This window comes from Streptomyces sp. NPDC042371 (genome assembly GCF_056437465.1).
Window position 1 is genome coordinate 1,303,007 of sequence record NZ_JBWKAP010000001.1, and the last position, 26,008, is coordinate 1,329,014.

The 26,008-nt window shown below is 70.8% G+C and carries 20 protein-coding genes and 1 rRNA gene; 9 read left to right on the top strand and 12 right to left on the bottom strand.

Annotated features, from left to right (window positions below; all coding sequences use genetic code 11):
- Positions 1-323: 323 nt before the first annotated feature.
- Positions 324-890, top strand: coding sequence for a DJ-1/PfpI family protein (locus AC068B_RS05675; RefSeq protein ID WP_478669164.1), 567 nt, complete (start codon positions 324-326; stop codon positions 888-890).
- Positions 891-1,391: 501 nt separating this feature from the next.
- Here the strand turns inward: AC068B_RS05675 and AC068B_RS05680 are convergent.
- The 3 genes from AC068B_RS05680 to AC068B_RS05690 all read right to left on the bottom strand — a co-directional run bounded on the left by AC068B_RS05680 (position 1,392) and on the right by AC068B_RS05690 (position 5,333).
- A complete protein-coding gene (locus AC068B_RS05680) occupies positions 1,392-3,713 on the bottom strand; it encodes an ATP-binding protein (protein WP_478669290.1) in 2,322 nt (773 codons plus the stop codon).
- 100 nt (positions 3,714-3,813) lie between these two features.
- Positions 3,814-4,485, bottom strand: coding sequence for an HAD family hydrolase (locus AC068B_RS05685; protein ID WP_478669165.1), 672 nt, complete (start codon positions 4,483-4,485; stop codon positions 3,814-3,816).
- Positions 4,486-4,823: 338 nt separating this feature from the next.
- Positions 4,824-5,333, bottom strand: a complete 510-nt coding sequence (locus AC068B_RS05690; RefSeq protein WP_478669167.1) for a DUF6912 family protein — start codon at positions 5,331-5,333, stop codon at positions 4,824-4,826.
- Positions 5,334-5,870: 537 nt separating this feature from the next.
- Between AC068B_RS05690 and AC068B_RS05695 the strand changes: the two genes are divergently transcribed.
- Positions 5,871-6,119 (top strand): Rv3235 family protein, encoded by a 249-nt coding sequence (locus AC068B_RS05695; protein WP_478669168.1) that lies wholly within the window; start codon positions 5,871-5,873, stop codon positions 6,117-6,119.
- Between the two features lie 141 nt (positions 6,120-6,260).
- On the opposite strand, the gene secA is transcribed toward AC068B_RS05695, so the two are convergent.
- Entirely contained in the window at positions 6,261-9,092 is a 2,832-nt protein-coding gene (gene secA / locus AC068B_RS05700; RefSeq protein WP_478669169.1) for a preprotein translocase subunit SecA, read from the bottom strand.
- Between the two features lie 223 nt (positions 9,093-9,315).
- Here secA and AC068B_RS05705 point away from each other — a divergent pair, with 223 nt between their 5' ends.
- Positions 9,316-9,888 carry a GNAT family N-acetyltransferase gene (locus tag AC068B_RS05705; RefSeq protein WP_478669171.1) on the top strand — a complete coding sequence of 191 codons (573 nt, stop codon included), beginning with the start codon at positions 9,316-9,318 and terminating at the stop codon, positions 9,886-9,888.
- Between the two features lie 88 nt (positions 9,889-9,976).
- A complete protein-coding gene (locus tag AC068B_RS05710) occupies positions 9,977-11,140 on the top strand; it encodes a winged helix-turn-helix domain-containing protein (RefSeq protein ID WP_478669172.1) in 1,164 nt (387 codons plus the stop codon).
- Here the strand turns inward: AC068B_RS05710 and AC068B_RS05715 are convergent.
- The 7 genes from AC068B_RS05715 to mtnA form a co-directional block, all read right to left on the bottom strand.
- Positions 11,133-11,876 (bottom strand): response regulator, encoded by a 744-nt coding sequence (locus AC068B_RS05715; RefSeq protein ID WP_055568536.1) that lies wholly within the window; start codon positions 11,874-11,876, stop codon positions 11,133-11,135. The genes AC068B_RS05710 and AC068B_RS05715 overlap by 8 nt on opposite strands.
- A 197-nt stretch (positions 11,877-12,073) precedes the next feature.
- Positions 12,074-12,766, bottom strand: a complete 693-nt coding sequence (gene hpf / locus AC068B_RS05720; protein ID WP_055568537.1) for a ribosome hibernation-promoting factor, HPF/YfiA family — start codon at positions 12,764-12,766, stop codon at positions 12,074-12,076.
- Positions 12,767-13,083: 317 nt separating this feature from the next.
- Entirely contained in the window at positions 13,084-13,929 is an 846-nt protein-coding gene (locus tag AC068B_RS05725; protein ID WP_478669174.1) for a ComF family protein, read from the bottom strand.
- 181 nt (positions 13,930-14,110) lie between these two features.
- The gene (locus tag AC068B_RS05730; protein WP_478669175.1) at positions 14,111-15,973 is read right to left on the bottom strand and encodes an LpqB family beta-propeller domain-containing protein; all 1,863 of its coding nucleotides are present in this window, start codon (positions 15,971-15,973) and stop codon (positions 14,111-14,113) included.
- Positions 15,963-17,999, bottom strand: a complete 2,037-nt coding sequence (gene mtrB / locus AC068B_RS05735; protein WP_478669176.1) for an MtrAB system histidine kinase MtrB — start codon at positions 17,997-17,999, stop codon at positions 15,963-15,965. The genes AC068B_RS05730 and mtrB overlap by 11 nt, the downstream gene beginning before the upstream one ends.
- Position 18,000: 1 nt before the next feature.
- Positions 18,001-18,690 (bottom strand): two-component system response regulator MtrA, encoded by a 690-nt coding sequence (gene mtrA, locus AC068B_RS05740; protein ID WP_189176211.1) that lies wholly within the window; start codon positions 18,688-18,690, stop codon positions 18,001-18,003.
- Positions 18,691-18,694: 4 nt separating this feature from the next.
- A complete protein-coding gene (gene mtnA, locus AC068B_RS05745; RefSeq protein ID WP_478669178.1) occupies positions 18,695-19,843 on the bottom strand; it encodes an S-methyl-5-thioribose-1-phosphate isomerase in 1,149 nt (382 codons plus the stop codon).
- 140 nt (positions 19,844-19,983) lie between these two features.
- Here mtnA and AC068B_RS05750 point away from each other — a divergent pair, with 140 nt between their 5' ends.
- From AC068B_RS05750 to AC068B_RS05770, 5 genes are read left to right on the top strand one after another with little or no spacing between them, the layout of a single operon-like run.
- Positions 19,984-21,318: a DUF7847 domain-containing protein gene (locus AC068B_RS05750; RefSeq protein ID WP_478669179.1), complete on the top strand. Its 1,335-nt coding sequence runs from the start codon at positions 19,984-19,986 to the stop codon at positions 21,316-21,318.
- A 4-nt stretch (positions 21,319-21,322) separates the two neighbouring features.
- Positions 21,323-22,048 (top strand): DUF4129 domain-containing protein, encoded by a 726-nt coding sequence (locus AC068B_RS05755; protein WP_478669180.1) that lies wholly within the window; start codon positions 21,323-21,325, stop codon positions 22,046-22,048.
- A complete protein-coding gene (locus AC068B_RS05760) occupies positions 22,045-23,319 on the top strand; it encodes a DUF4350 domain-containing protein (RefSeq protein ID WP_478669182.1) in 1,275 nt (424 codons plus the stop codon). The genes AC068B_RS05755 and AC068B_RS05760 overlap by 4 nt, the downstream gene beginning before the upstream one ends.
- A complete protein-coding gene (locus tag AC068B_RS05765; RefSeq protein ID WP_356267565.1) occupies positions 23,316-24,305 on the top strand; it encodes an AAA family ATPase in 990 nt (329 codons plus the stop codon). The genes AC068B_RS05760 and AC068B_RS05765 overlap by 4 nt, the downstream gene beginning before the upstream one ends.
- Entirely contained in the window at positions 24,305-25,615 is a 1,311-nt protein-coding gene (locus AC068B_RS05770) for a DUF58 domain-containing protein (RefSeq protein ID WP_478669183.1), read from the top strand. The genes AC068B_RS05765 and AC068B_RS05770 overlap by 1 nt, the downstream gene beginning before the upstream one ends.
- Before the next feature lie 115 nt (positions 25,616-25,730).
- Here the strand turns inward: AC068B_RS05770 and rrf are convergent.
- A 5S ribosomal RNA gene (gene rrf, locus AC068B_RS05775) occupies positions 25,731-25,847 on the bottom strand.
- Between the last annotated feature and the right edge of the window lie 161 nt (positions 25,848-26,008).

Below are 26,008 nucleotides of genomic sequence, written 5' to 3' on the forward strand. Positions count from 1 at the left end.
TGACGGATGGCTTGCTCGGCCGGGTCGGCCGCACCGCGAAGAAGCGTCAGCGAGGTCCCGGGCACGGTTGTCCACCGTGTTCCCCGGGCGCAGGGCGGGGGCATCCATGCCCCCGCGGGATATCGCGCTGATCACGGGTCCAGGCTATCGCCCCCCACCGGGCAGCCGTCATGAGCCGTATGTGTACAAAAGCAGGCTCCGAACTTTGACAGTCTGCACAGTCCGCCCGGCCACCACTCCCTCTTGGCAAAGAGCCACCGCAAGGGCACGTTGGGCCCTGAGGGTCCGCGCAGGCGGCACCCGTCCGAGGGGAGCGCAGCGAAATGGCAGCGAAAATCCTGATCGTGACCGGCGACGCGGCCGAGTCACTCGAAGTCCTCTACCCCTTCCAGCGGCTGCGCGAGGAGGGGTACGACGTCCACATCGCGGCCCCGGCCCGCAAGAAGCTGCAGTTCGTGGTGCACGATTTCGAGCCGGGCTTCGACACGTACACGGAGAAGCCGGGCTACACCTGGCCCGCGGATCTCGCCTTCTCGGAGGTCGATCCCGGCCAGTACGCCGCCCTGGTGATCCCGGGCGGCCGGGCCCCCGAGTACCTGCGCAACGACCCGGAGCTCCGCAAGATCCTCAAGTCCTTCTTCGACTCGGACAAGCCGGTGGCCCAGATCTGCCACGGCCCGCTCCTCACCGCCGCCATCGGCGGCCTCAGCGGCCGCAGGGTCACGGCGTACCCCGCCCTTGAGATGGACATGCAGACGGCGGGCGCGACCTACCAGGACGCGGAGGTGGTGGTGGACGGCACGCTGGTCTCGTCCCGTGCGTGGCCGGACCACTCGGGCTGGATGCGGGAGTTCCTCACGGTCCTGCGCGCGAAGGCCCCGGTGACATAACCGGACCAACACGCTCCGCATAGGTATACGGAGCCGACGCCGCCGCGCCACACATCGGTATGCGGATCCTCACGCATACCGATGCCGGAACACCCACCCGACGGGCAGGCTCTCTCCTGCGTCACCACTCGGGGCGAGGGCCACCACTGTCATGGCACCCCGCGCCCCGGTGACAGACCCCAGCAGGGGCCTGCCCTTGTCGGCGAGGGCAGGCCCCACCCCGGCCCCGGACCCCGGCCGGGAGAGAGCCCCCACCGGGCGGCAGCCGCGCGCGAAACGGAGGGAACGCGGAAGCACCCACCGGGCCGCAGCCGCAGACGCGCCGGAGGGGCCGCGGGGGTATGTGCGCACGGAGCACCGAGCACACGCCGGCGCTCGGAAACACGTGGCGGGGCCGCAGGGATGGCGAGTACGTACATACCCCCGCGGCCCCGCCCCAAGGCACCCCACCCAGCTCCCACCCGCGCCGGACCCCGCACCAGACCCCCAGGCACCCCCGCCCTACGCGCCCCCCACCTCCACCGCCCCCGCAACCTCCGTACGCGACCCCACCCCCAACTTCGCCAAGATGTGCTCGACATGCGCATCCGCAGTCCGCTTGGAGATGACGAGCCGCTCGGCGATCTCCCGATTCGACAGCCCCTGCGCAACGAGCACGGCCACTTCCCGCTCCCGCCGAGTCAACGCATCACGCCCGACGCGACGCCCGGCCCCACCCCCAGACACCGCCCCAGAGGCCGCCCCGGACGCGACCCCCCGCCCAGGCGTATCCACATCCCCCCGCACCGCATCAAGAACCTGCCGCCCGGACAACCGCGCCCCCACCGCATGCCACCGATCGAACTGCTTGCCGCCCAACGCCTCCCGCACCGACTTCCGAGCCGCCTCCTGCTGCTCCAGGAGCGAGGGCAGCATCCCGATCGGATCCCCGCCCAACCGCCGCGCGTTCTCCGCGTACCCGAACAGCCAGGCGGCCCGTACCTGCCGCCCTTCGTGCGCCGCCGCCCACGCCAGCCCGTGGCAGCACATCGCGGCCACGAGGATCTCGTCGACCTCGCCCGCCGCCTCCATCCCCCGGCGCAGCGAGACGACCCCCGCCTCCCGCTCCCCCGCGAGCCACCGCACGAGCCCCTGCGCCATCAGCGTGGACCCGTAGACCTGCCTCTCCCCCGTGCCCTCCAGCAGGCTCAGCCCCTGCTCGCACAGTTCGAGCGCCCCGCCCGTGTCCCCGAGGACGGCCCGCAGCAGGGCGGCCTCGTACCCCATGACGACCAGGCCGAGCCGGTTGTCGCTGTCGACCATCCGCCGCCGCACGTCCACGAGCCGCTCAAGGCCTGCCGCGTCACCGCACAGCGCAGCAAGCCCATGGGCGTACGCCTCCGCGAACTGCGCGACCTGCTCGTCACCCGCCCGCTCCGCGGACTCCTGGGCCAGCGCCATCCGCTCGACGGCGGTCGCGAGATCCGCGGTCCAGACACCGAACGCACCGGTCGCCAGCAGCCCCCAGGCTCGCGCCGAACAGTCCTCGGGAACGCGCTCAAGACCCTTCTCGATCCAGTACCCGCCCTCCGAGAGCGTCCCGGAGGCCCGCCAGTGCGGCCAGAGCCTGGCGGCGAGCCGGAGCCCTTCCCGCGCCCGCCCGTCGGTCTCGTACGCGTACTCCAGAGCAGCCCGCAACCCGGCCATCTCCGCACGGACGGCACGGTGCAGCGCGGGCTGCGCGGCACCGAGCAACCCGTCCTCGAACCGCCGCCCGAGGTCCCGGTAATAGGCAAAGTGCCGCGCACGAAGCGCGACACCCCCGTCGCCCTCCACCGCACCGAGCCGTTCGGCCCCGTACTCCCGCAGCGTGTCGAGAAGCCGGTACCGGCTCCCCGACTCGCCGAGCCGCTGCACCACGGACTTGTCGACGAGCCCGATGAGCTGCCCGAGGACCTCCCCCACGGGCAGGCTCTCGTCCCCGCAGACCTGCTCGGCCGCCGCCAGCTCGAAGGACCCGGCGAAGACGGACAGCCGCGCCCACAGCACCTGCTCGTCAGGGGTGCACAGGTCGTGCGACCAGTCAATGGCCGTACGCAGGGTCTGATGCCGCGACAGGGCAGTACGCCGCCCCCCGGTCAGCACCTGGAACCGATCGTCGAGCCGAGCCACCAGCTCCTCGATCGAAACGGCCCGCAACCGCACCGCGGCGAGCTCCAGAGCCAGGGGAATGCAGTCGAGCCGATGCACCAGCGCGGCCAGCCGCTCCCGGTTCGCGACGCCCACGCGGAACCCGGGCACGACGGCGGCGGCCCGCTGCGCGAACAGCTCCACCGCGTCGTCCGGCGCGAGCGGCGAGACGGGACAGCAGTGCTCCCCCGGCACGTCCAACGGCTGCCGACTGGTAGCGAGCACACACACGTCGGCGGCTTCGCGCAGCAGGATGTCGGAGAGCATCGCGCACGCGTCGACCAGATGCTCACAGGTGTCGAGCACGATGAGCAGCCGCCGCCCCTGCAGATGCGCGACCACCGCGTCGAGCGGCGCCATGCCCGACTGCTCGGGCAGTTCGAGGACCGCGGCCAGCGTCGCGGGAATCAGCTCCGGATCCCGCAGCGCGGACAGCTCGGCCAGCCACACCCCATCAGGAAACCGCTCCCCGAGCCCCGCGGCGGCCCGCAGCGCGGTGCGGCTCTTGCCCACCCCGCCCGGCCCCACCAACGTCACCAGCCGCGCGTACGCGAACGCCGCGCGCACCTGCGCCAGTTCATCCACCCGTCCGACGAACGAGGTCAACTCGGCAGGGAGTTGCCCACCCCGCCGCTGCCCGAAGCCGAAACCCATCGCGAAACCGCCCCCGTCACGTCGTCCCGCCAGGCCGAGCATCCCACCTCAGCGTACGCAGAACGGCGCGGAGCGTAAGCGGAAACCCCCGCAACCACCCTCAGGCGACGAGCCGTTCGGCCTGCTCGACGGCCTCATCGAGACTGTCGACGACGGGCACCCCGGCAAGCTCCAGACTCGCCCGACTGTGTGACCCCCCGGTGTACAGAACGGCCCGCGCCCCCACATGAGCAGCGGCAACGGCATCGTCAACGGCGTCCCCGATGACAACGACCCGCCCCACATCGAGAGGCTCGTCAAAGGCCTCCAGGTGCCGCACCATCCGCTCGGCCTTACCGGCGTGCGACGTGTCGGTCCGCCCGTCGATCCGTACGAAGTGCTCGTGGATCCCGTGCCTGCGCACGATCGGAATCAGCCGCTCGTGCGGGGCGAGCGACAGCAACGACTGCGTACGCCCGTCGGCCCGCCGCGCGGCCAACAGCTCGGACGCCCCCTCGGCCAGCCCGCAGGCCTCCGCACGCGCCCAGTAGTGCTTGTGGAAGACGGTGTCCATGACCTGCCACTCGGCATCGGTGGGCAGCCGCCCCATCAGCCGCTCATAGAACCGAGGAATCGGCACGCAGTACAGATCGCGATACCGCTCCAACGTGATCGCCTCGAGCCCGAGCTCCGCAAAGGAGGCGTTGGTCGCCTCGATCACCGCATGAATGTCATGCAGCAAGGTCCCGTTCCAGTCCCACACGATATGCGCCCCGCGCAGCAGCTTCCCCATCCCAAAAACCTACCCGCCCCCACCCCCGGACCGACATCCACGCAGGCGCAAGCGAGCCGGGAGGGACCACGGCCACAGGCACAACACCCACCGACCCGCAGCCGCGTACGAAACGGGAGGGGACGTGGGGGTATGTGCGCACGGAGCACCGAGCCGACCCTGACGGCAAGAGGCTCATCAGGCGCGGCGCAGGGATAGCGAGTACGCACATACCCCCACGGCCCCGCACCCACAACCGAACCCCAGGCGCAGACGCCCACCGCCCCGCAGCCGCAAACGCCCCGCACCCACAACCGAACCCCAAGCGCACACCGCCCAAGGCGCCCCCGCCAGACCCCTCAGCGCCCGATCAACCCAGGAATCTCCTGCGTCGCAAACCACAACAGCTCATGATCCTCAACCCCGTCCACCACGAACCGCGCATCATCGTCTCCCTGATCCGCCGCCCCCAGCACCGAAGCCGCCGCCGCCACGTCCCCCTCCGCGTCCCCGGAGTCCACATGCACGGCCGCCGCCTTGGCCAACGGCAGCGCCTCGGCGATCCGCACCTCCCCGAGCGCCCCCCGATCGAGCCCCCGGTCGGGGTCGGCCACAGCCGCCCCGTCCGGCACGTCGGCCGCGACGACCACCCGCAGCCGCGCCGCCCCGGGATCCCCCGCGACCAGCCGCAACGACGCCGCCGCCGCCCGGTTCAACGCCGCGTACTCGAGCTCCTCGATGTCGTCCGAGACGTACCACTCCCGCAGGGCGGGGGTCACGGCATAGGCGACCAGCGGCCCTGGCCCCAGCTCCCCGGCCTCGTACGCCTCGGCGAGCCGGGGCAGGGTCAGAGGAACGTAGACGCGCATGGCTGACCACTTTCGTCCGTGTCCGCACGCGGGCGGACCTAGGGGCCTGGAAGACCTCCAGGATACGTGCGGGAGTCCCCCATCGAGCTCCCCGCACACCCCTCCCAGCCGTCAACCAACGCCCCGACCTTCACCCACCCCGCCCCCGAGCCCCCAACGCCTCCAGCCCCCCGCACCCCCCCAGATAGGTGAACCCCCACCCCACCCCGACCACCCCTCCCCGCCCCTTGCCGCCCCACCTCTCGCCCCCGTACAAGATCCCTCAACGAAAAGTTACTCCCCGGTACCAGCGAGAGGCCCCCCATGCGCAAGGTGATGACAAGGCCCCGCCCCCGCCCGACCACAACCCGCCCACCCACAGGCCGCCCACCCACCCGAACTGACCACCGCCGCCCACACCCCACAAACCGACCCCCCACCCCTACTGCCACTGCCACTGCCACCCGCACGATCCCCGCCCAACCACCCCCACACCCCACAGAGATCTTCGCGGAACGCCTCGTCCTGGTCCTCAGCGGCCAGCGCCCGATGCACTGGGTGGCCCGCCACATCGCCAATACGGCGTTCGACGAGCTGGCCCGCCTGGCGGAGCTGAGGCCGCTCTGCACGGACGGCCACCGCCCCACGATCCACCGGATCGGCCACTACCAGCCGCACCCCGAGACGTACGAGGTATTCGCCCGCATCGCAACGGGCCCGAGGCTGCGGGCGCTGGCGTTCCGCCTGACGCTGGGAACGGACCGCAGATGGCGCTGCACAGCAGTAGAGACAGAACCCCGCCCGTAACAGCCCCCACACCCACCCCAACCCAGGCCCTCACCCCAGGCCCCCAACCCGCCCCCCAACAACGCCAAAGGGGCCGGGCAAAAGCCCGACCCCTCAGCTCACGTGGCCCACATCGCTCAAGTAACAGCGACAGCGCCCCCGCTACTTCTTACGACGCCGCCCACCCTTCTGAGCCTTGCGCCGCTCCGCACGAGTCATCCCGTCCGACTCGGACCGCGCCTCCGCACCGTCCGTGACGAAGTCGCCCTCGTCGACCCCGCCCTCGGCGTTCGGCGCCTGGAAGTGCAGCCGGTCGGGCCGCTGCGGAGCCTCGAGCCCCTTGGCGTGAATCTCCGGCCGAGCGGCCCCGGCCGGCACCGCGTCCTGCGCGCCGTCCTTCGCCAGCGACGGAGCCGCGTCATCGACGGGAACTTCCTCGACCTGCTGCTCGACCTGGACCTCCAGGTTGAACAGGTAGCCGACGGACTCTTCCTTGATGCCGTCCATCATGGCGTTGAACATGTCGAAGCCCTCGCGCTGGTACTCGACCAGCGGGTCCTTCTGCGCCATGGCACGGAGGCCGATGCCCTCCTGGAGGTAGTCCATCTCGTAGAGGTGCTCACGCCACTTGCGGTCCAGGACCGAGAGGACGACGCGCCGCTCCAGCTCACGCATGATGTCGGAGCCGAGCTGCGCCTCACGCGCCCCGTACTGCTCGTGGATGTCTTCCTTGATGGACTCGGAGATGAACTCGGCGGTGAGGCCCGCGCGGTCGCCCGCGTCCTCCTCGAGCTCCTCCACGGTGACCTTGACGGGGTAGAGCTGCTTGAACGCGCCCCACAGCCGGTCCAGGTCCCATTCCTCGGCGAAGCCCTCGGCGGTCTCCGCGGAGATGTACGCGTCGATGGTGTCGTCCATGAAGTGCGTGATCTGGTCCTGCAGATCCTCGCCCTCCAGGACGCGGCGGCGCTCGCCGTAGATGACCTCGCGCTGCCGGTTGAGGACCTCGTCGTACTTGAGGACGTTCTTACGCGTCTCGAAGTTCTGCTGCTCGACCTGCGACTGGGCGGACGCGATCGCGCGGGTGACCATCTTGTTCTCGATCGGCACGTCGTCCGGCACGTTGGCCATGGACATCACGCGCTCGACCATCTGGGCCTTGAACAGGCGCATCAGGTCGTCGCCGAGCGACAGGTAGAACCGCGACTCGCCGGGGTCGCCCTGACGTCCGGAACGACCGCGCAGCTGGTTGTCGATGCGGCGCGACTCGTGCCGCTCCGTGCCCAGCACGTAAAGCCCGCCGAGGTCCTTGACCTCCTCGAACTCCGCCTTGACGGCGCGCTCGGCCTTCTCCATGGCGGCGGGCAGCGCCGCGGCCCACTCCTCGACGTGCTCGACGGGGTCGAGGCCGCGCTGGCGCAGCTCCGCCTCGGCGAGGTCGTCGGGGTTGCCGCCGAGCTTGATGTCGGTGCCTCGTCCGGCCATGTTCGTGGCGACGGTGACGGCGCCCTTGCGACCAGCCTGGGCGATGATCGGCGCCTCACGGTCGTGCTGCTTCGCGTTCAGCACTTCGTGCTGGACACCGCGCTTGGAGAGCTGCTGCGAGAGGTACTCCGACTTCTCGACGGAGGTGGTGCCGACCAGGATCGGCTGCCCCTTCTCGTGCTTCTCCGCGATGTCGTCGACGACGGCGGCGAACTTCGCGACCTCGGTGCGGTAGATCAGGTCGGACTGGTCCGCGCGGACCATCGGCCGGTTCGTCGGGATCGGCACGACGCCCAGCTTGTAGATCTGGTGGAACTCGGCGGCCTCGGTCATCGCCGTACCGGTCATGCCGGAGAGGCCGCTGTCGTAACCGTCGCGCTTGTAGAGGCGGAAGAAGTTCTGGAGGGTGATGGTCGCAAGGGTCTGGTTCTCGTCCTTGATGTCCACCCCTTCCTTCGCCTCGATCGCCTGGTGCATGCCCTCGTTGTAGCGGCGACCGGCGAGGATACGGCCGGTGTGCTCGTCGACGATCATGACTTCGCCGTCGATGACGACGTAGTCCTTGTCCTTCTTGAAGAGTTCCTTGGCCTTGATGGCGTTGTTGAGGTAACCCACCAGAGGCGTGTTCACCGACTCGTACAGATTGTCGATGCCGAGCCAGTCCTCGACCTTGGCGACGCCGGGCTCGTGGATGGCGACGGTGCGCTTCTTCTCGTCGACCTCGTAGTCCCCGGTCTCCTCGATGCCCTTCAGCTGGTTGCCGGGCTCACCCTTGGTGAGGCGGGTGACCAGCTTGGCGAAGTCGCCGTACCACTTGGTGGCCTGGTCGGCGGGGCCGGAGATGATCAGGGGCGTACGGGCCTCGTCGACGAGGATCGAGTCGACCTCGTCGACGATCGCGAAGTTGTGACCGCGCTGGACGAGCTCGTCCTGCGACCAGGCCATGTTGTCGCGGAGGTAGTCGAAGCCGAACTCGTTGTTCGTGCCGTACGTGATGTCGCAGCTGTACTGCTCGCGACGCTGGGCCGGGGTCATGTTGGCCAGGATGCAGCCGACCTTGAGGCCCAGGAACTTGTGGACGCGGCCCATCATCTCGGAGTCGCGCTCGGCCAGATAGTCATTGACCGTGATGAGGTGGACGCCCTTGCCGGACAGGGCGTTCAGGTACGCGGGCAGGGTGCCTACGAGGGTCTTGCCCTCGCCGGTCTTCATCTCCGCGACATAGCCCATGTGCAGCGCGGCGCCGCCCATCATCTGGACGTCGTAGTGGCGCTGGCCCAGGACGCGCTTGGCGGCCTCACGGACCGTCGCGAAGGCCTCGGGCAGGAGGTCGTCGAGCGTCTCGCCGTCGGCGTAACGCTCCTTGTACTCCTGGGTCAGCGCGCGCAGCTCGGCGTCGGAGAGGCTGACGAAGTCCTCTTCGATGGAGTTGACCTGGTCCGCGATGCGGTGCAGCTTGCGCAGGATCTTGCCTTCGCCTGCACGCATGATCTTCGAGAGGACGGACACGGGGGTTGGTCTCCTTGCCGGTCGGGCCTGGCATGGTCGGTTTTACTCGTCGGGCAACGGCCATCGTATGCGAGGACCGGGCCGCGCCGGGAGGTGTGCCATGAGGTCAACGGACGAGGAGCGCCGAAGGTGCCGGGTTGGGCCCATGAGTGCGTCGTGAGAGGTGATCACGAAAGCCGGTAAAACGCTGGATCCGAGGGCTCCGTCCCAGCAGAATCGTTTGATGGAGCCCGTCACTCTCACCACCGAACGTCTGTTCCTCCGCGCCTTCGCGCCCGAGGACACGGACGAGACCTACGCGGCCTGCCAGGACCCCGAGATCCAGCGCTGGACGACCATCCCGTCGCCGTACACGCGCGTGGACGCCGAGACCTTCATCAACCGCATCGTCCCGGACGAATGGCGCAACGACGTGGAGTACACCTTCGCCGTGCGCCCCCGGGAGGGCGGCCCGCTGCTCGCCGCGGCCAGCCTGCACCACCCGCGCTCGGGCACCTGGGAGGTCGGCTACTGGACGGCCGAGGAGCACCGGGGCCGCGGCTATATGACGGAGACCGTGCTCGGCCTGGCCCGCTGGGCGTTCACGGACCTGCGCTGCACCCGCCTGGAGTGGCGCGCGGAAGTCGGCAACACCGGATCGCGGGCGGTCGTGGAGAGGGCCGGATTCACCGTGGAGGGCGTCCACCGCGCGGGCCTGCTCAACAAGGGCACGCTCCGTGACTGCTGGGTCGGCGCACTGCTCCCCTCGGACATCGGAGTGCCGTCGCCGCACCCTTATCTGCCCGCGAAGGTGTGAGGAACGGGCGTGAGGGGCCAAGGAACTCGTGAGTGACCGACCGTCAGCGCTGTCAGCGCTGTCAGTGGCTCCCCCTATCGTTCGGACCATGACGAGCCTGCCGAGTCCCGCCCTCGACCTCTCCGCCGACGAGGCCCGCCGCATCGCCCTGCGCGCGCAGGGCTTCCTGGGAGCGCCCGACCGCAGGTCCGGTGTGCGGGGCGTCCTGCGCCACCTCGGCGCGGTCCAGCTCGACACGATCTCGGTCCTCGCCCGCTCCCACGAACTGATTCCGTACGCACGGCTGGGCGCCGTGGCCCGCGACACCGTCGAGGCGGCGTACTGGACGCAGACCCACGCCTTCGAGTACTGGTCGCACGCCGCGTGCATCCTCCCCATCGAGGAGTGGCCGCACTTCGCCTTCCGCCGCCGTGCCTACCGCAGCCGCCCCCACTGGCACCACGACCTGCCCGCGGGCGCGTACGACCAGGTGATCAAACAGCTGCGCGCGGAAGGCCCGCTCACCGCGACGGAGCTGGGCGGCGCGAAGAACAAGGGCGAGTGGTGGGACTGGTCCGAGTCGAAGATCGCCGTCGAGCGGGCGCTGATGCACGGCGAGGTGGTGTGCACGGAGCGCCGCTCCTGGAAGCGGGTGTACGACCTGGCGGAGCGCGCCATCCCGGAAGCACTGCGCCACGACGACCTGGACGACGCGGAGTGCCTGCGCCGTCTGGTCCGCCTGGCGGGCGAGGCGCTGGGCGTCGGCACCCGCTCGGACATCGCGGACTACCACCGCCTCAAGGGCGAGCAGTTCGACGCGGTGGTCGCGGAGTCGGGTCTGGTGCCGGTGACGGTGCAGGGCTGGGACAAGCCCGCCTGGGCGGACCCGAAGGCCCTGGAGACGAAGCCCCGCGGGCGGCACCGCACGACGCTCCTGTCCCCGTTCGACTCGCTGATCTGGGAGCGGGCGCGCACGGAGCGGATCTTCGGCTTCACCCACCGCCTCGAGGCGTACGTGCCCAAGCCGAAGCGGATCCACGGCTATTTCGCGATGCCGCTGCTCTCCGGCGGCAGGCTCCTCGGCCGGGTAGACCCCGCGCGCGAGGGCAGCACGCTGGTGGCCAGGCAGGTTTCGCTGGACTCCCCGAAGGCGGTCGCACCGATGGCTCAGGCGCTGCGCGAAGCGGCGTCCTGGGTGGGCTGCGACTCCGTACGGGTGGAGGGGATGGACCGCCCCGAGCTGACGGCCGACCTGGTGCGGGCCCTCACCTGATCTCCAGGATCTTCTCCCGCATCGCGTAGACCACGGCTTCCATCCTGGAGTGCAGCTGGAGCTTCTCCAGGATGTTGCGCACGTGGTTCTTCACGGTGTTCTCGGAGATGAACAACTCCTTGGCGATGTCGCGGTTGTTCATCCCGGTGGCGACCAGCTTCAGCACTTCGAGCTCCCGGTCGGTCAGCCGGGGCGCGGGGACGAGCCGCCGCTCGTCCGTGCGCTGGATCATCGACTTGAACTCGGTGAGCAGCTTGGACGCCATCGAGGGGCTGATCTGCGACTGCCCGTCGGCCACCGCGCGGATCGCCGTGGCCACCTCGTCCGTGGAGATCTCCTTGAGGAGATAGCCGGTGGCGCCCGCCTTGATCGCGTCGTAGAGGTCGGCCTCCTCGTCGCTGATCGTCAGCATGATGATCTTCGCGCTCGGCGCCACCTCCTTGATGGAGGTGCACGCCTCGATGCCGCCGCGCTTCGGCATGCGTACGTCCATGAGCACGATGTCGGGCAGCAGATCGGCGGCCTTGTCCACCGCCTCGGCGCCGTCGCCCGCCTCGCCGACCACCTGGATGTCCTCCTCGGCGGCGAGGACGATCTCCAGGCCCCGGCGGAAGAGGGCGTGGTCATCCACCACAAGGACCCTGATGGGCTCCTTGCGTGGGGCGCCCGCATCCGTGCCGATGCCGATGCCGTCGCCGGCACCCTCGTGACGCATCGGTCCGAAGCTGTCCGCCATCGTTCCTCCCCCATGAAGGCCCGCGGCCTGTTGTGCCTCTGCTGCGCCAACGCCAGGCTGCAGCACACCGGTTGACCGGCCCGCCCATGATTTCATGCCCGGCGCCGGTGCGGTGCGCGCACCCGGCGCACGGTGGTGCCCCTGGGGGCGCACAGGCGCTCCAGGGGCACCACCACGGCTGTCACAGGGGGCGACGGTCAGCCGCCGAGGGCCCCGCCTCCGCCACCCGTCTCGGCCTTGGCGACCATCGGGTCGGTGTTCAGGCGGATGACGCCGTAGTCGTATGCGTGCCGTCGGTAGACGACGCTGGGTTCCTTGGACTCGGAGTCGACGAACAAGTAGAAGTCGTGTCCGACCAGTTCCATCTCGTAGAGCGCCTGGTCGAGCGACATGGGTGCCGCGACGTGTGTCTTCTCCCGGACCACGAGCGGGCCTTCGCCCTGGATCTCGAGGGAGCCGATCTTCTTGACCGGCACGCCGTCCGGCTCTTCCTCGCGTGCGATGGTGCCGTCCCCGTTGAAGGACGCCGCTTCCGGGACCCTCTCGGTGACCTCGGCGGCCGAAAGCCTGCCGTTGCCCCGCCGGTTGTGGCGCTTCTCGTGCTGCTTGCGCAGTCGTGCGTCGAGCTTGGCGGTGGCCAGGTCGAGCGCCGCGTAGGGATCGGCTGCCGAGGCCTCCGCGCGAATCACGGGACCGCGCCCGCGGACGGTGATCTCCACGCGGTCGGAACGGTCGGCCTGACGCGGGTTGGTTTCCTTGGACACCTCGACGTCGAGGCTGATCACCTTGCCGTCGAGCTTCTGGATCTTGTCCAGCTTCAGCTTCTCGGCCACGTGCTTGCGGAACCGCTCGGGCACCTCGGTCTTGCGGCCCTTGACGACGATGTCCACGCAGAACTCCGTTCCCGGATTGCTCCGCTTCGGCCGCGGAGCATCTCCCTTTTGCACCAGGCTCCGGTGACTGCCGGAGCCTCGGACTCGGTGACTTCCACCTCCTCCTCCCCCGTGGGCGAGATCTCCACCCCACCGGCCCGGGTGATTGCGGAAAAACCCGCGGACCGGCATTCCGATATACGAGGTCCGGCGTCCGCCATTCCTCATACAACCGAACATATCTCGCCTGAGTGGATGTCGTCACCCTCTACTGCCGCGTACCTCCATTCAGGTGTATCCACCCTCTCACTACCTGCAACGATGCAAGTTCTCAATCAGTTCCGGTTTATTTCGAAAGAATCCGGAGGTGCGGCGACAACGGCCGCACCGATCACTTTCCCGCAGCCGGAAACAGACCCTCGTGCGACCCCGGATACCGGGTCCCGCAAGGCCTCCGCCACCCTGTTCTTTTCCGTGTGTACGGCACGTAATGCACGGGTCGCCTCCGCCAAAGAGGCGCCGGTGGTCATGAGGTCGTCCACGACCACGACTCGGCCATCACCTCCCAGCAACCGTCCGCCGCCTGCGGTCACCTCCAGGGCGCCCGCCACATTGGCCCGCCGCTGCCGGGAGTCGAGCCCCGACTGGTCGGCCACCGCGCGCCGTTGACGCAGCACCGCGAGCACGCGCGCCGGGATTCCCGCCCGCCGCAGCTCACCCGCCGCGGCGAAGGCGATCCGTCGCGCCGGATCGTGCCCGCGGGCCCGCACAGCGGCCCGCGACGAGGGCACAGGCACGAGCGACACCGGCATCACACGCCCCTGTGGGCCATCCTGTGTGCCGCCTACCCCACTTCGCGCCCCCGTATCACCCCGAGCCCCGGATTCGCCCCGCAGAACGGCACACACGGCTCCGGCCAGCGCCACGCCGAGCGGCCCGGCGAGCCCCAGGGCGCCACGCTCCTTGTGCGCGAGCAGCACGGCCCGAGCCGCGTCCTCGTACGACACGGCGGCGAGCACGACGGGCAGCCCGGGCGGCTCCGGCTCCGGTCGCACCCGGCGCGGCACGGCCCCACACAGGGCGGCACGGCACTCGTCGCAGAGCGCCGTGCGAGGCCTCCCGCAGCCTCCGCACTCGGTCGGCAACACCAGGTCGGTGAGGTCCTGCCACCACCCCCGCATGTCCCCACTGTGCCAAGGGCGGGACGGCGCGGCCACCCCTGTGGACAACTGCCTGTGGACAACTCCCTGCCGCCTGAGGACGGCCACCCGGGGCAGCCGTCAGGCGGGGCGGCAGCCGCCCGGTGCCACCGCCGCATCGCCCCGCAGGGCCACCCTGCGACACCCCAGGGCCGCCCCGGGCTCACCCCGGATAGACCGGCGCCAGCCCTTCCTTCACGACCGTCTGCCACTGCGACCCCGTCGGCAGCCGCACGATCCCGTCGTCCGAGTGCGCCACCAACGGCTGCCGCTCGTCCTCGGACGCCGCGACCTCCTGGACGCCGGTCAGGCCCGGCAGCGCGGTGCGGGGAAGCACCGACCCGTCGCACTGGACGTACCGGATCTGCTGGACCCCGCCGGTCTCCCTGCCGACCACCACGAGGCGGCTGCCGCCCGCCCACGACATGGCCGTGACCTCTTCCATCTGCGGCGCCGCGGGGGTCGGGTCGAGGACGGAGATCTCGGGCTTCTCCCCCTTGCGGGTGTCCCGGTCGGCGCGGCCGATCCACAGGGACTTCTTGCCGTCCTTCTCCACGAGGAGGGCGATGCGCACGCCGTCGGCCGACACCCGCACCTCCCGGATGCGCCCGTCCAGAGCGGGCACCTCGACCTCGACCGGCTCGCCCGAGCCCTGTTCGAGCCAGAGCAGCCGCGACCGCTTCGGATCCCGGTCGGCCACCCACAGGTTGCCCCTGCCGTCCCAACTGGGCGTGGAAAGGCGGTCCTTCTCCGACTTGGCCTTGCTGCGCACCTTCGCCTTGCCGAGCGTCCCGTCCGAGAGCAGCGAGCCCGTGTACAGCGTCTTGCCGTCGAGGGACACCCCGGCCGCGCGCTGCTCGTCACGCGAGACCGCGGCCGAGCGCAGCGGCTGGTCACCGGTGCCGAGGACGCCCGCCACCGGCTCGGGGTCGACCGAGCCCCCTGCGTTGGCCGACATCCGCACCAGCCGGTGCTTCTCGTCGACGAAGTACTGGTAGCCGGGGCGGTCCGTGCTCGGGTGTGACGCGACGGTCTCGGCACGCTCCTGACTCAGCACACAGAGCATCGAGCCGTTGGAACGCTGCAGCGTCACCTGCTCGACCCCCGAAGGCGTCAGGTCCTGCAAGGTGAAGAGCAGTTGCGCCGCCATCTCCTTGCACTTCGTCTGCCCGGTGCCGTCGGACCGGCTGTTCAGCTGCACCGTCAACCTGTTCTGGTCGTCCAGCGTCAGCGATTTACCGGGGTCCTTGAGCTCCGTACCGCTGCGGAAACTCGAGAGCACCACCGGCCGGAGCCAGTTGGTCGGCCCCTCCAGCAGCGTCTTCACCGTCTGCGTCAACGGGTCGATCCGCTGGCGGATGTACACGGGGTCCGCGACGAGCCCCGTCCGGCCGTTCACACCCGCGCCGGTGGGCCCTGCGAAGTAGTACTTGTTGACGGACCGGTAGATCCGCTGGAAGTCCGATTCCCCGAGCACCACGCCCGGCGGCGGCTTGTCGATCCGCCACTCGTTCCCGCCCGGCCCGCCGTCCTGGCTCAGGTGCACGGACTGGGTGTAGGACGCGTCCTCGGGGCGGTACGCGTGCTGTGCGTCCACCCTCGCGACCTGTCGGCCGGTCAAGGAGTAGCGGCGGCTGCCGTCACCGTCGTTGCCCGCGTTGCCCGCGTCCGTGTTCGGGCCGTCGGCGAGCACCGTCGTGGACTCCTCCGGATCCCACTCCCGCGACGCCTTCTTGGTCAGATACTTGCGCGCCATCGCGAACTGCGGGTCATCACTGGTCAGCGCCTCCAGGAAGCCCTGCACGATCTCCACGGGCCGGGCGCCCTCGCGCGGCGGCATCGCGTAGACGCGGACCTGCGACTGCGAGTCCGGCCGCTGCGAGGCGTCGACGGACTTCAGGTTCCCGCTGTCCGGCATCGAGGCGCAGCCGGCCAGGAGCGCCCCGCAGCTGCCCAGCAGCAGTCCGGTGCGCAGCAGGCCCCTGCGGCCCGCACGGCGGCCGCGCCCGACGTGGTCAGCGCCCACGAGTGTTCTCCTCTTCCGTCGCACCCGGCTCGCCCGTCGGCTCGTCGTCCAGCGGCCGACGCGGCACGACCCTCGACCCGTTGCCGGGCAGCGCCGTCGGGTCCACGGGCCCTGCCTGGAGGAGCCGCGGCGGTATCGGCCCCTTCGCGGGCACGGGCGGCTGCACCCGCTCGGACGCCAGCGCGGACGGCTGCGCGGGAACCGTGGCCAGCTTGTTCGCGCCCTCGATGGGCAGCCCGGCGTCGTTCAGACCCCGGCGCCTGCGCGAGTCGTCGGGCTCCAGCGGTATCGGCGAACCCCGCAGCGGCTCGTCCGCCGTCCTCGGCAGCGTGAGCCGGAACTGCGAGCCGCCGCCCGGCTCGCCCCATGCCTGCAGCCAGCCGCCGTGCAGTCGCGCGTCCTCCAGGGCGATGGACAGTCCGAGCCCCGTACCACCGGTGGTACGGGCGCGTGCCGGATCCGCCCGCCAGAAGCGGCTGAACACCCGGGTCGCCTCGCCGGGCTTGAGACCCACTCCGTAGTCCCGCACCGCGACGGCGACCGCGCCGCCCGCGGCGGCGAGCCGCACCACCACGTCCTTGCCCTCGCCGTGCTCCACGGCGTTGACGACGAGATTGCGCAGCACCCGCTCCACACGCCGCGCGTCGGCCTCCGCGACCACGGGCTGCTGGTCCCCCACGACCCGTATGTGCGTGCCCTTGCGCTCGGCGAGCAGCTCCGCACCGCCGACGACCCTGCGGACGACCTCACGGAGGTCTATCGGCTCGGCCTCCAGCGCGGCCGCCCCCGCGTCGAACCTGCTGATCTCCAGCAGATCGGCGAGCAGCGACTCGAAGCGGTCCAGCTGATCGGCGAGCAGCTCCGCCGACCGCGCGGTCACCGGATCGAAGTCCACCCGCGCCTCGTGAATGACATCGGCAGCCATCCGGACCGTCGTCAGCGGCGTCCGCAGCTCATGCGATACGTCGGACACGAACCGTCGCTGCATCCGCGACAGCTCCTCCAGCTGCTGGATCTTCAGCTGCAGGTTCTGCGCCATCTTGTTGAAGGCCTCACCGAGCCGCGCGATGTCGTCCTCTCCGGTGACCTTCATACGTTCCTGAAGGCGCCCGGCGGAGAGCCGCTCGGCGATGCCCGCGGCCATCCGGACCGGCGTGACGACCTGGCGCACCACCAGCCAGGCAATGGCCCCGAGGAGCACCACGACGAAGAGTCCGGCGGTCGCCAGCGTCGTCCTGACCAGGTTCAGCGACTCCTCCTCCTGCGTCAGCGGGAAGAGGTAGTACAGCTGGTAGGGATCGCCGTTGAGGTCGTTGAGCCGCTTGCCGATCACCAGCCCCGACTGCGGCTCCCGGCCGTCGTCGTAGATGATCCGCGTATTGGCCTGATAGACGCCCGTGCCGTTGTCGACCTGGCGGCGCAGCTCCTCCGGCACGCTCAGGATCGGCTCCACGCCGCCCGAGGCACGCGAGCCCCGCACGCTCCCGGAGTCACCCGCGGAGGTGGGGCTCAGCGTTACAACGGCGAACGCGTTCTGACCGCCGCTGGAGAGCTGCTCGACGAGGTCGGACATCCACACGGCGGCATTGCGCCCGTCGGCGGTGCTGCCGTCCTGGCCCTGGCCCTGTCCCGCACTCTGCCGCGCGGCGTTGACACTGTCCTGCGCCGCCCTGAAGCCACCGTCTGCCTGGCTCTGCGACGCCTTCACCTTGGCCTTGAGCAGGCCGTTGTTCACCGAGCTCATGACGGCGAACCCGAGCATGAGAACCACGCCGAGCGACATCAGCAGGGTCGTCGCGACGACCTTCAGCTGGATGTTGCGCCGCCACAGCCGCACTGCGGGCAGCAGCGGGCGGCGCACCCAGCGCACGAAGAGCCGGAGCACAGGACTGCCCTGCACTCCGCCCTGCAGCAGCAGCCCGCCGTCGACGAGCCGCCCGAACCCGGACGAGCGCCGCCCCGGTCCAGTCCGCCCCGAACGAGCCCCCGGACCCCCGGGCGCCGAGGGGGAACTGTCCCGGGACACGTCAGCTCGGTCCGGCCTTGTAACCGACACCACGGACGGTCACCACGATCTCCGGCCGCTCCGGGTCCCGCTCGACCTTCGACCGCAGCCGCTGGACGTGCACGTTCACCAGCCGGGTGTCCGCCGCGTGCCGGTAGCCCCAGACCTGCTCGAGCAGCACCTCACGCGTGAACACCTGCCACGGCTTGCGGGCCAGCGCGACCAGCAGGTCGAACTCCAGCGGCGTCAGCGCGATCGACTGCCCGTCCCGCTTCACGGAGTGCCCCGCCACGTCGATGACCAGGTCACCTATGGCCAGCTGCTCCGGAGCGGGCTCCTCCGACCTCCGCAGCCGCGCCCGGATCCGGGCCACGAGCTCCTTCGGCTTGAACGGCTTGACGATGTAGTCGTCGGCCCCCGACTCCAGACCGACCACCACGTCAACGGTGTCGCTCTTGGCCGTGAGCATCACGATCGGCACTCCGGACTCCGCCCTGATCAGGCGGCACACCTCGATGCCGTCGCGCCCCGGCAGCATCAAGTCGAGCAGCACAAGATCAGGCTTGGCCTCCCGAAAAGCGGCCAGCGCCTTGTCGCCATCAGCAACGAACGACGGCTCAAAACCTTCACCACGCAGCACAATCCCGAGCATCTCGGCCAGTGCGGTGTCGTCGTCGACGACAAGGACTCGTCCCTTCATGCCTGACATCATCCCATTAGCTAATCGTTACCTGGCGTGACCTGGCACACAGCTCGGCAAGGCCCTCTGCTGTCACAGGTGACAGAACGCCCTCTTCCGTGACGATCGCCGTCACCAACTCGGGTGGTGTCACGTCGAAGGCAGGGTTGTACGCCTGTGTCCCCAGGGGTGCCACCGGTATCCCGCCTCCCGCTTCCATCCCGATCACCGGCGCATACAGCGCTGTGACCTCCGTCACTTCATGCCCACCCCGCTGCTCCACCTCGATGGCCGCTCCGTCCGGCGTGCCCCGGTCCACCGTCGTCACCGGCGCCACCACGATGAACGGCACGTGGTGATAGCGGGCCAGCACGGCGAGCGGATAGCTCCCCACCTTGTTCGCCACCGAACCGTCGGCCGCGATGCGGTCGGCACCGATCAGCACGGCATCCACCTCACCCGCCGCGAACAGCGAACCCGCCGCGTTGTCCGTAAGCAAGGTGTACGCCATTCCGCTCCGCGCCGCCTCGTAAGCGGTGAGCCTGGCCCCCTGCAGCAGCGGCCTCGTCTCGTCCACCCACAGCCTCCGCAGCCTCCCCTCCCGGTGCGCCTTGAGCGCCACCGCGAACGCCGTGCCCTCCCCTCCGGAGACCAGCGCCCCCGTATTGCAGTGCGTCAGGATCCGGTGCCCGCCGCCGGGCAGCAGCTCGTCGAGGAGCGTCAGACCGTGCGCCGCCATCCTGGTGCTCGCCTCGGCGTCCTCCGCGTGCAGCGCCCGCGCCGTCTCGAGCGCGGCGCCCGCGGCCGCCCGGGCATCGGCGCCGCCCACCACCGCGGCGCGATACGCGGCCTGGGCCCGGCGCGCCCCGTAGGCCAGGTTGACCGCGGTGGGCCGCGCCCCCGCCAACGAGTCCGCCGCCTCGTCCACGTCGAAGCCCCGGGCCGCGGCGAGCGCGACGCCGTACGCCCCCGCGATGCCCAGGAGCGGTGCCCCTCGCACCGCGAGCCTGCGGATCGCGTCCACCAGGGCCGGTGCGTCGGTGCACACCAGCTCGATCTCCTCGCCCGGCAGCCTGGTCTGGTCGAGCAGGACCAGAACGGGGCCTTCGGGTGGGTCGTCCCAGCGGATCGCGGGGAGCTCGGTCGGCCGTTTGTCCTCGCTGGATTGCGCGTACTGATCAGCCATCCGCCCAGTCTGCCCCGTACCCGGCGGACAATTGAAGGTGTCCAGCCCCTACGGCGCCCGGTCACCTCGCGGGTACCCCGTGGCACGATGGCTGGCAACCTGCCGCCGCATCCGCGGACGGGCACCTTGAAGGAGCGACGATGAACGACACTCCGGGCTGGGCATCGCCCGGATCTGCCCCCTCCGACGGACCTGACTCCGGCAAGCCGGACGCCACAGGGCCCGCCGACGCCGAGACCGGCGACACCGGTCGGCAGAGCGGCCCGTCCAACAAGTGGTCCAAGGAGCAGCCGCCGCCCGCCCAGTGGTCCCCGCCCAGCGAGCAGGCCCCGGGCCAGGCACCGCCTCCGCCGCCCCCGCCGCCCGGTCAGGGCGGCGGCTGGGGCTGGGGCGGCAGACCTCCCGGCCCTGGTGGCCCCGGAGGCCCCGGCGCTCCGGGAGGCCCCGGCGGCTACCGCGGCTGGGGAGCCTGGCAGGGCCCGCCGCCCGCCGCCAAGCCCGGCGTCATCCCGCTCCGCCCGCTCGGCGTCGGCGAGATCCTCGACGGCGCGGTGTCGACCATGCGTGCCCACTGGCGCACGGTCCTCGGCATCTCCCTCACCGTGGCCGTGCTCACCGAGATCGTCGTCGTCCTCCTGCAGGGCCTCGTCCTCAACGAGTCCGTCGACACCGAGGCCCTCGACGACCCGAGTGCGACCGTCGGCGAACTGACCCGCGCCCTGGGCGACACCATGCTCAGCTCCGGCGTGGTCCTCCTGGTCACCCTGCTCGGCACGATCGTCGCGACGGCCCTGCTCACGATGGTCACCAGCCGCGCGGTGCTCGGTAAGTCGGTGACCATCTCGGAGGCCTGGCAGGACTCCCGCCCCCAGCTGGCCAAGCTGTTCGGTCTGACCCTGCTCATTCCGCTCATCGGGGTGGCCGTCGTCGGCGTCGGCATCCTGCCCGGACTGCTGATCGGGCTGGCGGGCGCGTCCGACGCCGGAGCCAGCCTCGCCGTCCTCGGCGGGCTCGGCGCGGCCGTCGCCGCCCTCTGGATCGTGGTCCGCCTCTCCCTCGCCTCCCCCGCCCTCATGCTGGAGAAGCAGGGCATCAAGAAGTCCCTCACCCGCTCCGCCAAGCTGGTCCGAGGCTCCTGGTGGCGGGTCTTCGGCATCCAGCTGCTCGCGGCGATCATCGCGAACGTCGTGGCGTCGATCATCGTCATCCCGTTCACGTTCATCGCGGGCGCGGTCAGCGGCGACGGCGTCACCGGCTTCCTCGACAGCACCGGTGAGCTCGGCTGGACGTTCCTGATCGTCAGCGGCGTCGGCTCGATCATCGGCTCCATGCTGACGTTCCCGATCACGGCCGGAGTCACCGTGCTCCTCTACATCGACCAGCGGATCCGCCGCGAGGCCCTCGACCTCGAACTCGCCCGCGCCGCCGGCCTCCCCGGCCACGCCCCCACCCCGCCCGGCGCCTCGGGGAGCTGATGCGGTGACCGCGGCGGGGGCAGTACTCAGAAGGCTCGGCGCGGCACCGCTCCTGCCGCGCACCGGCGACGAGCCACCGGTGACGATCCCGCGCGACCCCGCGCGGGAGGCCGCCGAACGCGAACTGTCCAAGCCGATGTACCACGAGAACGACCCCGGCCTCTTCCAGCGCGCCCTCGACCGCTTCTGGGGCTGGGTCGACGACCTGTTCTCCGCCGCCTCGGGGGCCACCCCGGGCGGCGGGCTCGGACTCCTGGTCATCGTGCTGGCCGTCCTGCTCCTGGCCGCCGCCCTGTGGTGGCGTCTCGGCACCCCCCACCGCGCCGCCACCTCGGCCCCGGCCCTCTTCGACGACCGCCCCCGCAGCGCGGCGGAACACCGCGCCGCCTCCGAGGCACACGCCGACCACGCCCAGTGGACCCAGGCCGTCCAGGAACGCATGCGTGCCGTCGTCCGCGCCCTGGAGGAACGCGCACTCCTCGACCCCCGCCCCGGCCGCACCGCCGACGAGGCCGCGGCGGAGGCGGGCCGCACCCTCCCCGCCCACACCGACCGACTCCGCTCCGCCGCCCACACGTTCGACGACGTGACATACGGCGGCCGGACCGCCGACGAAGCGGCATACGTCCGCCTCGCCGAGCTCGACCACGATCTGCAGAACACCAGACCGGTCCTGACCGGCGCCGCCCGCACCACACCGAGCAGCAGCTCCCAGGGGGACGCCGAATGACCGGCCCCACCCCCTCCACCGAGCCACGCCACCCTGCCGGGCCCACCGAGCCGACCGCCCCCACGGCCACGGAACAGCCCACCGCACCACCCCCCGCCTCAACCTCGCTCTCCCCCACACCCCGCCGGATCTGGACCCGCTCCCGAGGCATCGCCCTCGCCCTGGTCGTCCTCATCGCGACGGCCGTCGCCATCGCCGCGGTCCGCTCCGGCGCCCAGCACGGCCGCCTCGACCCCCGCTCCGCCGACGCCCACGGAAGCCGGGCCGTCGCCGAACTCCTCAACGACCGAGGCGTGTCCACCCGCGTGGTCACCAGCACCGAAGAGGCCCGCTCCGCGACCGGCCCCGACACGACCCTCCTCGTCGCCAACCCCGACGTGCTCACCGACCGCCAGCGCGCCCGCCTCCACGCCGCCACCGAGGACGCGGGCGGCCGCACCGTCCTCGTCACCCCGGGCACCCCGTCGATCGGCGACCTCGCCCCCGGCGTCACCGCGAGCGGCACGACCAGCACCGACTCCACGCTCTCCCCCGACTGCGCCCTGCCCGCCGCCCGCCGCGCGGGCCTCGCCGACATGGGCGGCATCCGCTACGACACCCTCGCGCCGGACGCCGAAGCCTGCTACCTCAGCGACGGCCTCCCCAGCCTCCTGCATCTCCCCGCCCCCCACGGAAAGGGCGACACCGTCGTCCTCGGCGCACCCGACATCCTCTACAACGACCGCCTCGACAAGCAGGGCAACGCCTCGCTCGCCCTGCAACTCCTCGGCTCCCGACCCCACTTGGTCTGGTACCTCCCCTCCCTCTCCGACGACCAGGCCGCCACCGAATCCGAACGCCGAGGATTCTTCGACCTGATCCCCTCCGGCTGGCGCTGGGGCACCCTGCAGCTCGCCATCGCCGCCGCACTCGCCGCCCTGTGGCGCGCCCGCCGCTTCGGCCCCCTCGTCGCCGAACGCCTCCCCGTCGCCATCCGCGCCTCGGAGGCCGTCGAGGGCCGCGCACGCCTCTACCGGAAGGTGAACGCCCGCGACCGCGCAGCCGCGGCCCTGCGTACCGCCGCGCGCACCCGCCTCGCCTCCCTTGTCGGCGTACCCCCCGCCCAGGCACACGCGCCCGAGACCCTGATCCCCGCGCTGTCCGCCCGCCTGCACACCCCCGGCCAAGACCTGCACCCCCTCCTCTTCGGGCCGCCCCCCGGCAACGACGCAGCACTCATCGCCCTCGCCGACCAACTCGACGCCCTCGAAAGAGAGGTACGCCACTCATGACGGACCCGACCACCGACACCGGGCCCACCGGAGATCCCCACAGCTCACGCGCTTCCCTCGAAGCCCTGCGCGCCGAGATCTCCAAGGCCGTGGTCGGCCAGGACCCCGCCGTCACGGGTCTCGTCGTCGCCCTCCTCTGCCGCGGCCATGTCCTACTAGAAGGAGTCCCTGGGGTAGCCAAAACGTTGCTCGTCCGCGCTCTCGCCGCGAGCCTCGAACTGGACACCAAGCGCGTCCAGTTCACTCCTGACCTGATGCCGAGCGACATCACGGGCTCCCTCGTCTACGACGCCCGCTCCACCGAGTTCTCCTTCCAGCCCGGCCCGGTCTTCACCAACCTCCTACTGGCCGACGAAATCAACCGCACCCCGCCGAAGACCCAGTCCTCGCTCCTCGAAGCGATGGAAGAACGCCAGGTCACCGTCGACGGCACCCCGCGCCCGCTCCCCGAGCCGTTCCTCGTCGCCGCCACCCAGAACCCGGTCGAGTACGAAGGCACGTACCCCCTCCCCGAAGCCCAACTGGACCGTTTCCTCCTCAAGCTGACGGTCCCGCTCCCCTCCCGCCAGGACGAGATCGACGTCCTCACCCGGCACGCGGAGGGCTTCAACCCCCGAGACCTGCGCGCCGCCGGAGTACGTCCCGTAGCGGGCGCCGCCGACCTGGAAGCCGCCCGCGCCGCCGTCGCCAAGACCTCCATCTCCCCCGAGATCACCGCGTACGTCGTGGACATCTGCCGCGCCACCCGGGAATCCCCGTCGCTCACCCTCGGCGTCTCCCCCCGAGGCGCCACGGCCCTGCTCTCCACGGCCCGCGCCTGGGCCTGGCTGACCGGCCGCGACTACGTCATCCCCGACGACGTGAAGGCCCTCGCCCTCCCCACCCTCCGCCACCGGATCCAACTCCGCCCGGAGGCCGAGATGGAGGGCGTCACCGCCGACTCCGTCATCAACGCGATCCTGGCGCACGTCCCGGTCCCCCGCTGATGGCCCTCACCGGACGCACCGCGCTCCTGGCCGCCCTCGGCACGCTCCCCGTCGGCCTGTGGGACCCCAGCTGGACCGGCATCCTCGCCGTCAACACCCCGCTGGCCCTGGCCTGCGCCTGCGACTTCGCCCTGGCCGCCCCCGTACGCCGCCTCGGGCTGACCCGCGCCGGCGATACGTCCGTACGCCTCGGCGAGACCGCCGGCGTCGAACTCACCGTCACCAACCCGTCCGGCCGCCCCCTGCGCGCCGACCTCCGCGACGCCTGGCCTCCCAGCAGCCAACAGCCAGGAACCGAGACCGCCGCATCACGTCACCGCCTGGCCATCCCGCCGGGCGAACGCCGCCGCCTCACCACACGCCTGAGCCCCTCCCGCCGCGGCGACCACGAAGCCGACCGCGTGACGGTCCGCTCGTACGGCCCCCTCGGCCTCTTCACCCGCCAGGGCAGCCACAAGGTCCCCTGGTCCCTGCGCGTCCTGCCCCCCTTCGCCAGCCGGAAGCATCTCCCTTCGAAGCTGGCGCGACTCCGCGAACTCGACGGCCGCACCAGCGTGCTGACGCGCGGCCAGGGCACGGAGTTCGACAGCCTGCGCGAGTACGTCCCCGGTGACGACACCCGCTCCATCGACTGGCGCGCCACCGCCCGCCAGTCCACCCTCGCGGTACGCACCTGGCGCCCGGAACGCGACCGCCACATCCTCATCGTCCTCGACACCGGCCGTACGTCGGCGGGCCGCGTGGGCGACGCCCCGCGCCTCGACGCCTCCATGGACGCGGCCCTGCTCCTCGCAGCCCTCGCCTCCCGCGCCGGCGACCGTGTGGACCTCCTCGCCTACGACCGCCGAGTACGCGCCCTGGTGCAGGGCCGCTCCGCAGGAGACGTCCTCCCCTCCCTGGTCAACGCGTTGGCGACCCTGGAGCCCGAGCTCGTCGAGACGGACGCCCGAAGCCTGACGTCGACGGCTCTCCGTACGGCCCCGCGCGCTTCCTTGATCGTGCTGCTCACCAGCCTCGACACGGCCCCCATCGAAGAGGGCCTGCTCCCCGTCCTCCCCCGCCTGACCAAACGCCACAAGGTCCTGGTGGCATCGGTCGCCGATCCTCACATCGAGGAAATGGCGACCTCACGTGGCACAACGGAAGCGGTCTACGACGCGGCGGCAGCCGCCCAGGCCCAGTCGGAACGTCACCGCACGGCGGAACAGCTCAGGCACCGAGGCGTCACCGTCGTGGACGCCACCCCTCAGTCCCTCGCACCTGCTGTGGCAGACGCATACCTCTCCCTCAAATCCGCAGGCCGCCTCTGAGGAGAGAAGGAAATGACGTCCAAGAAAGGGCAGAGAGGCCAGAACAGACCCTGGAAAGGCCTCAGAACGCAGAAAACCCCCGCACCATACGGTGCGGGGGTTTTCTCTACAATGAGTTCGGCGGCGTCCTACTCTCCCACAGGGTCCCCCCTGCAGTACCATCGGCGCTGTGAGGCTTAGCTTCCGGGTTCGGAATGTAACCGGGCGTTTCCCTCACGCTATGACCACCGAAACAATATGAAACTGTCAACCGGAGCCGTGGCACATGGCTACGACGGTTGTTCGTGGTTTCAGAACCAACACAGTGGACGCGAGCAACTGAGGACAAGCCCTCGGCCTATTAGTACCAGTCACCTCCACCCGTTACCGGGCTTCCAGATCTGGCCTATCAAC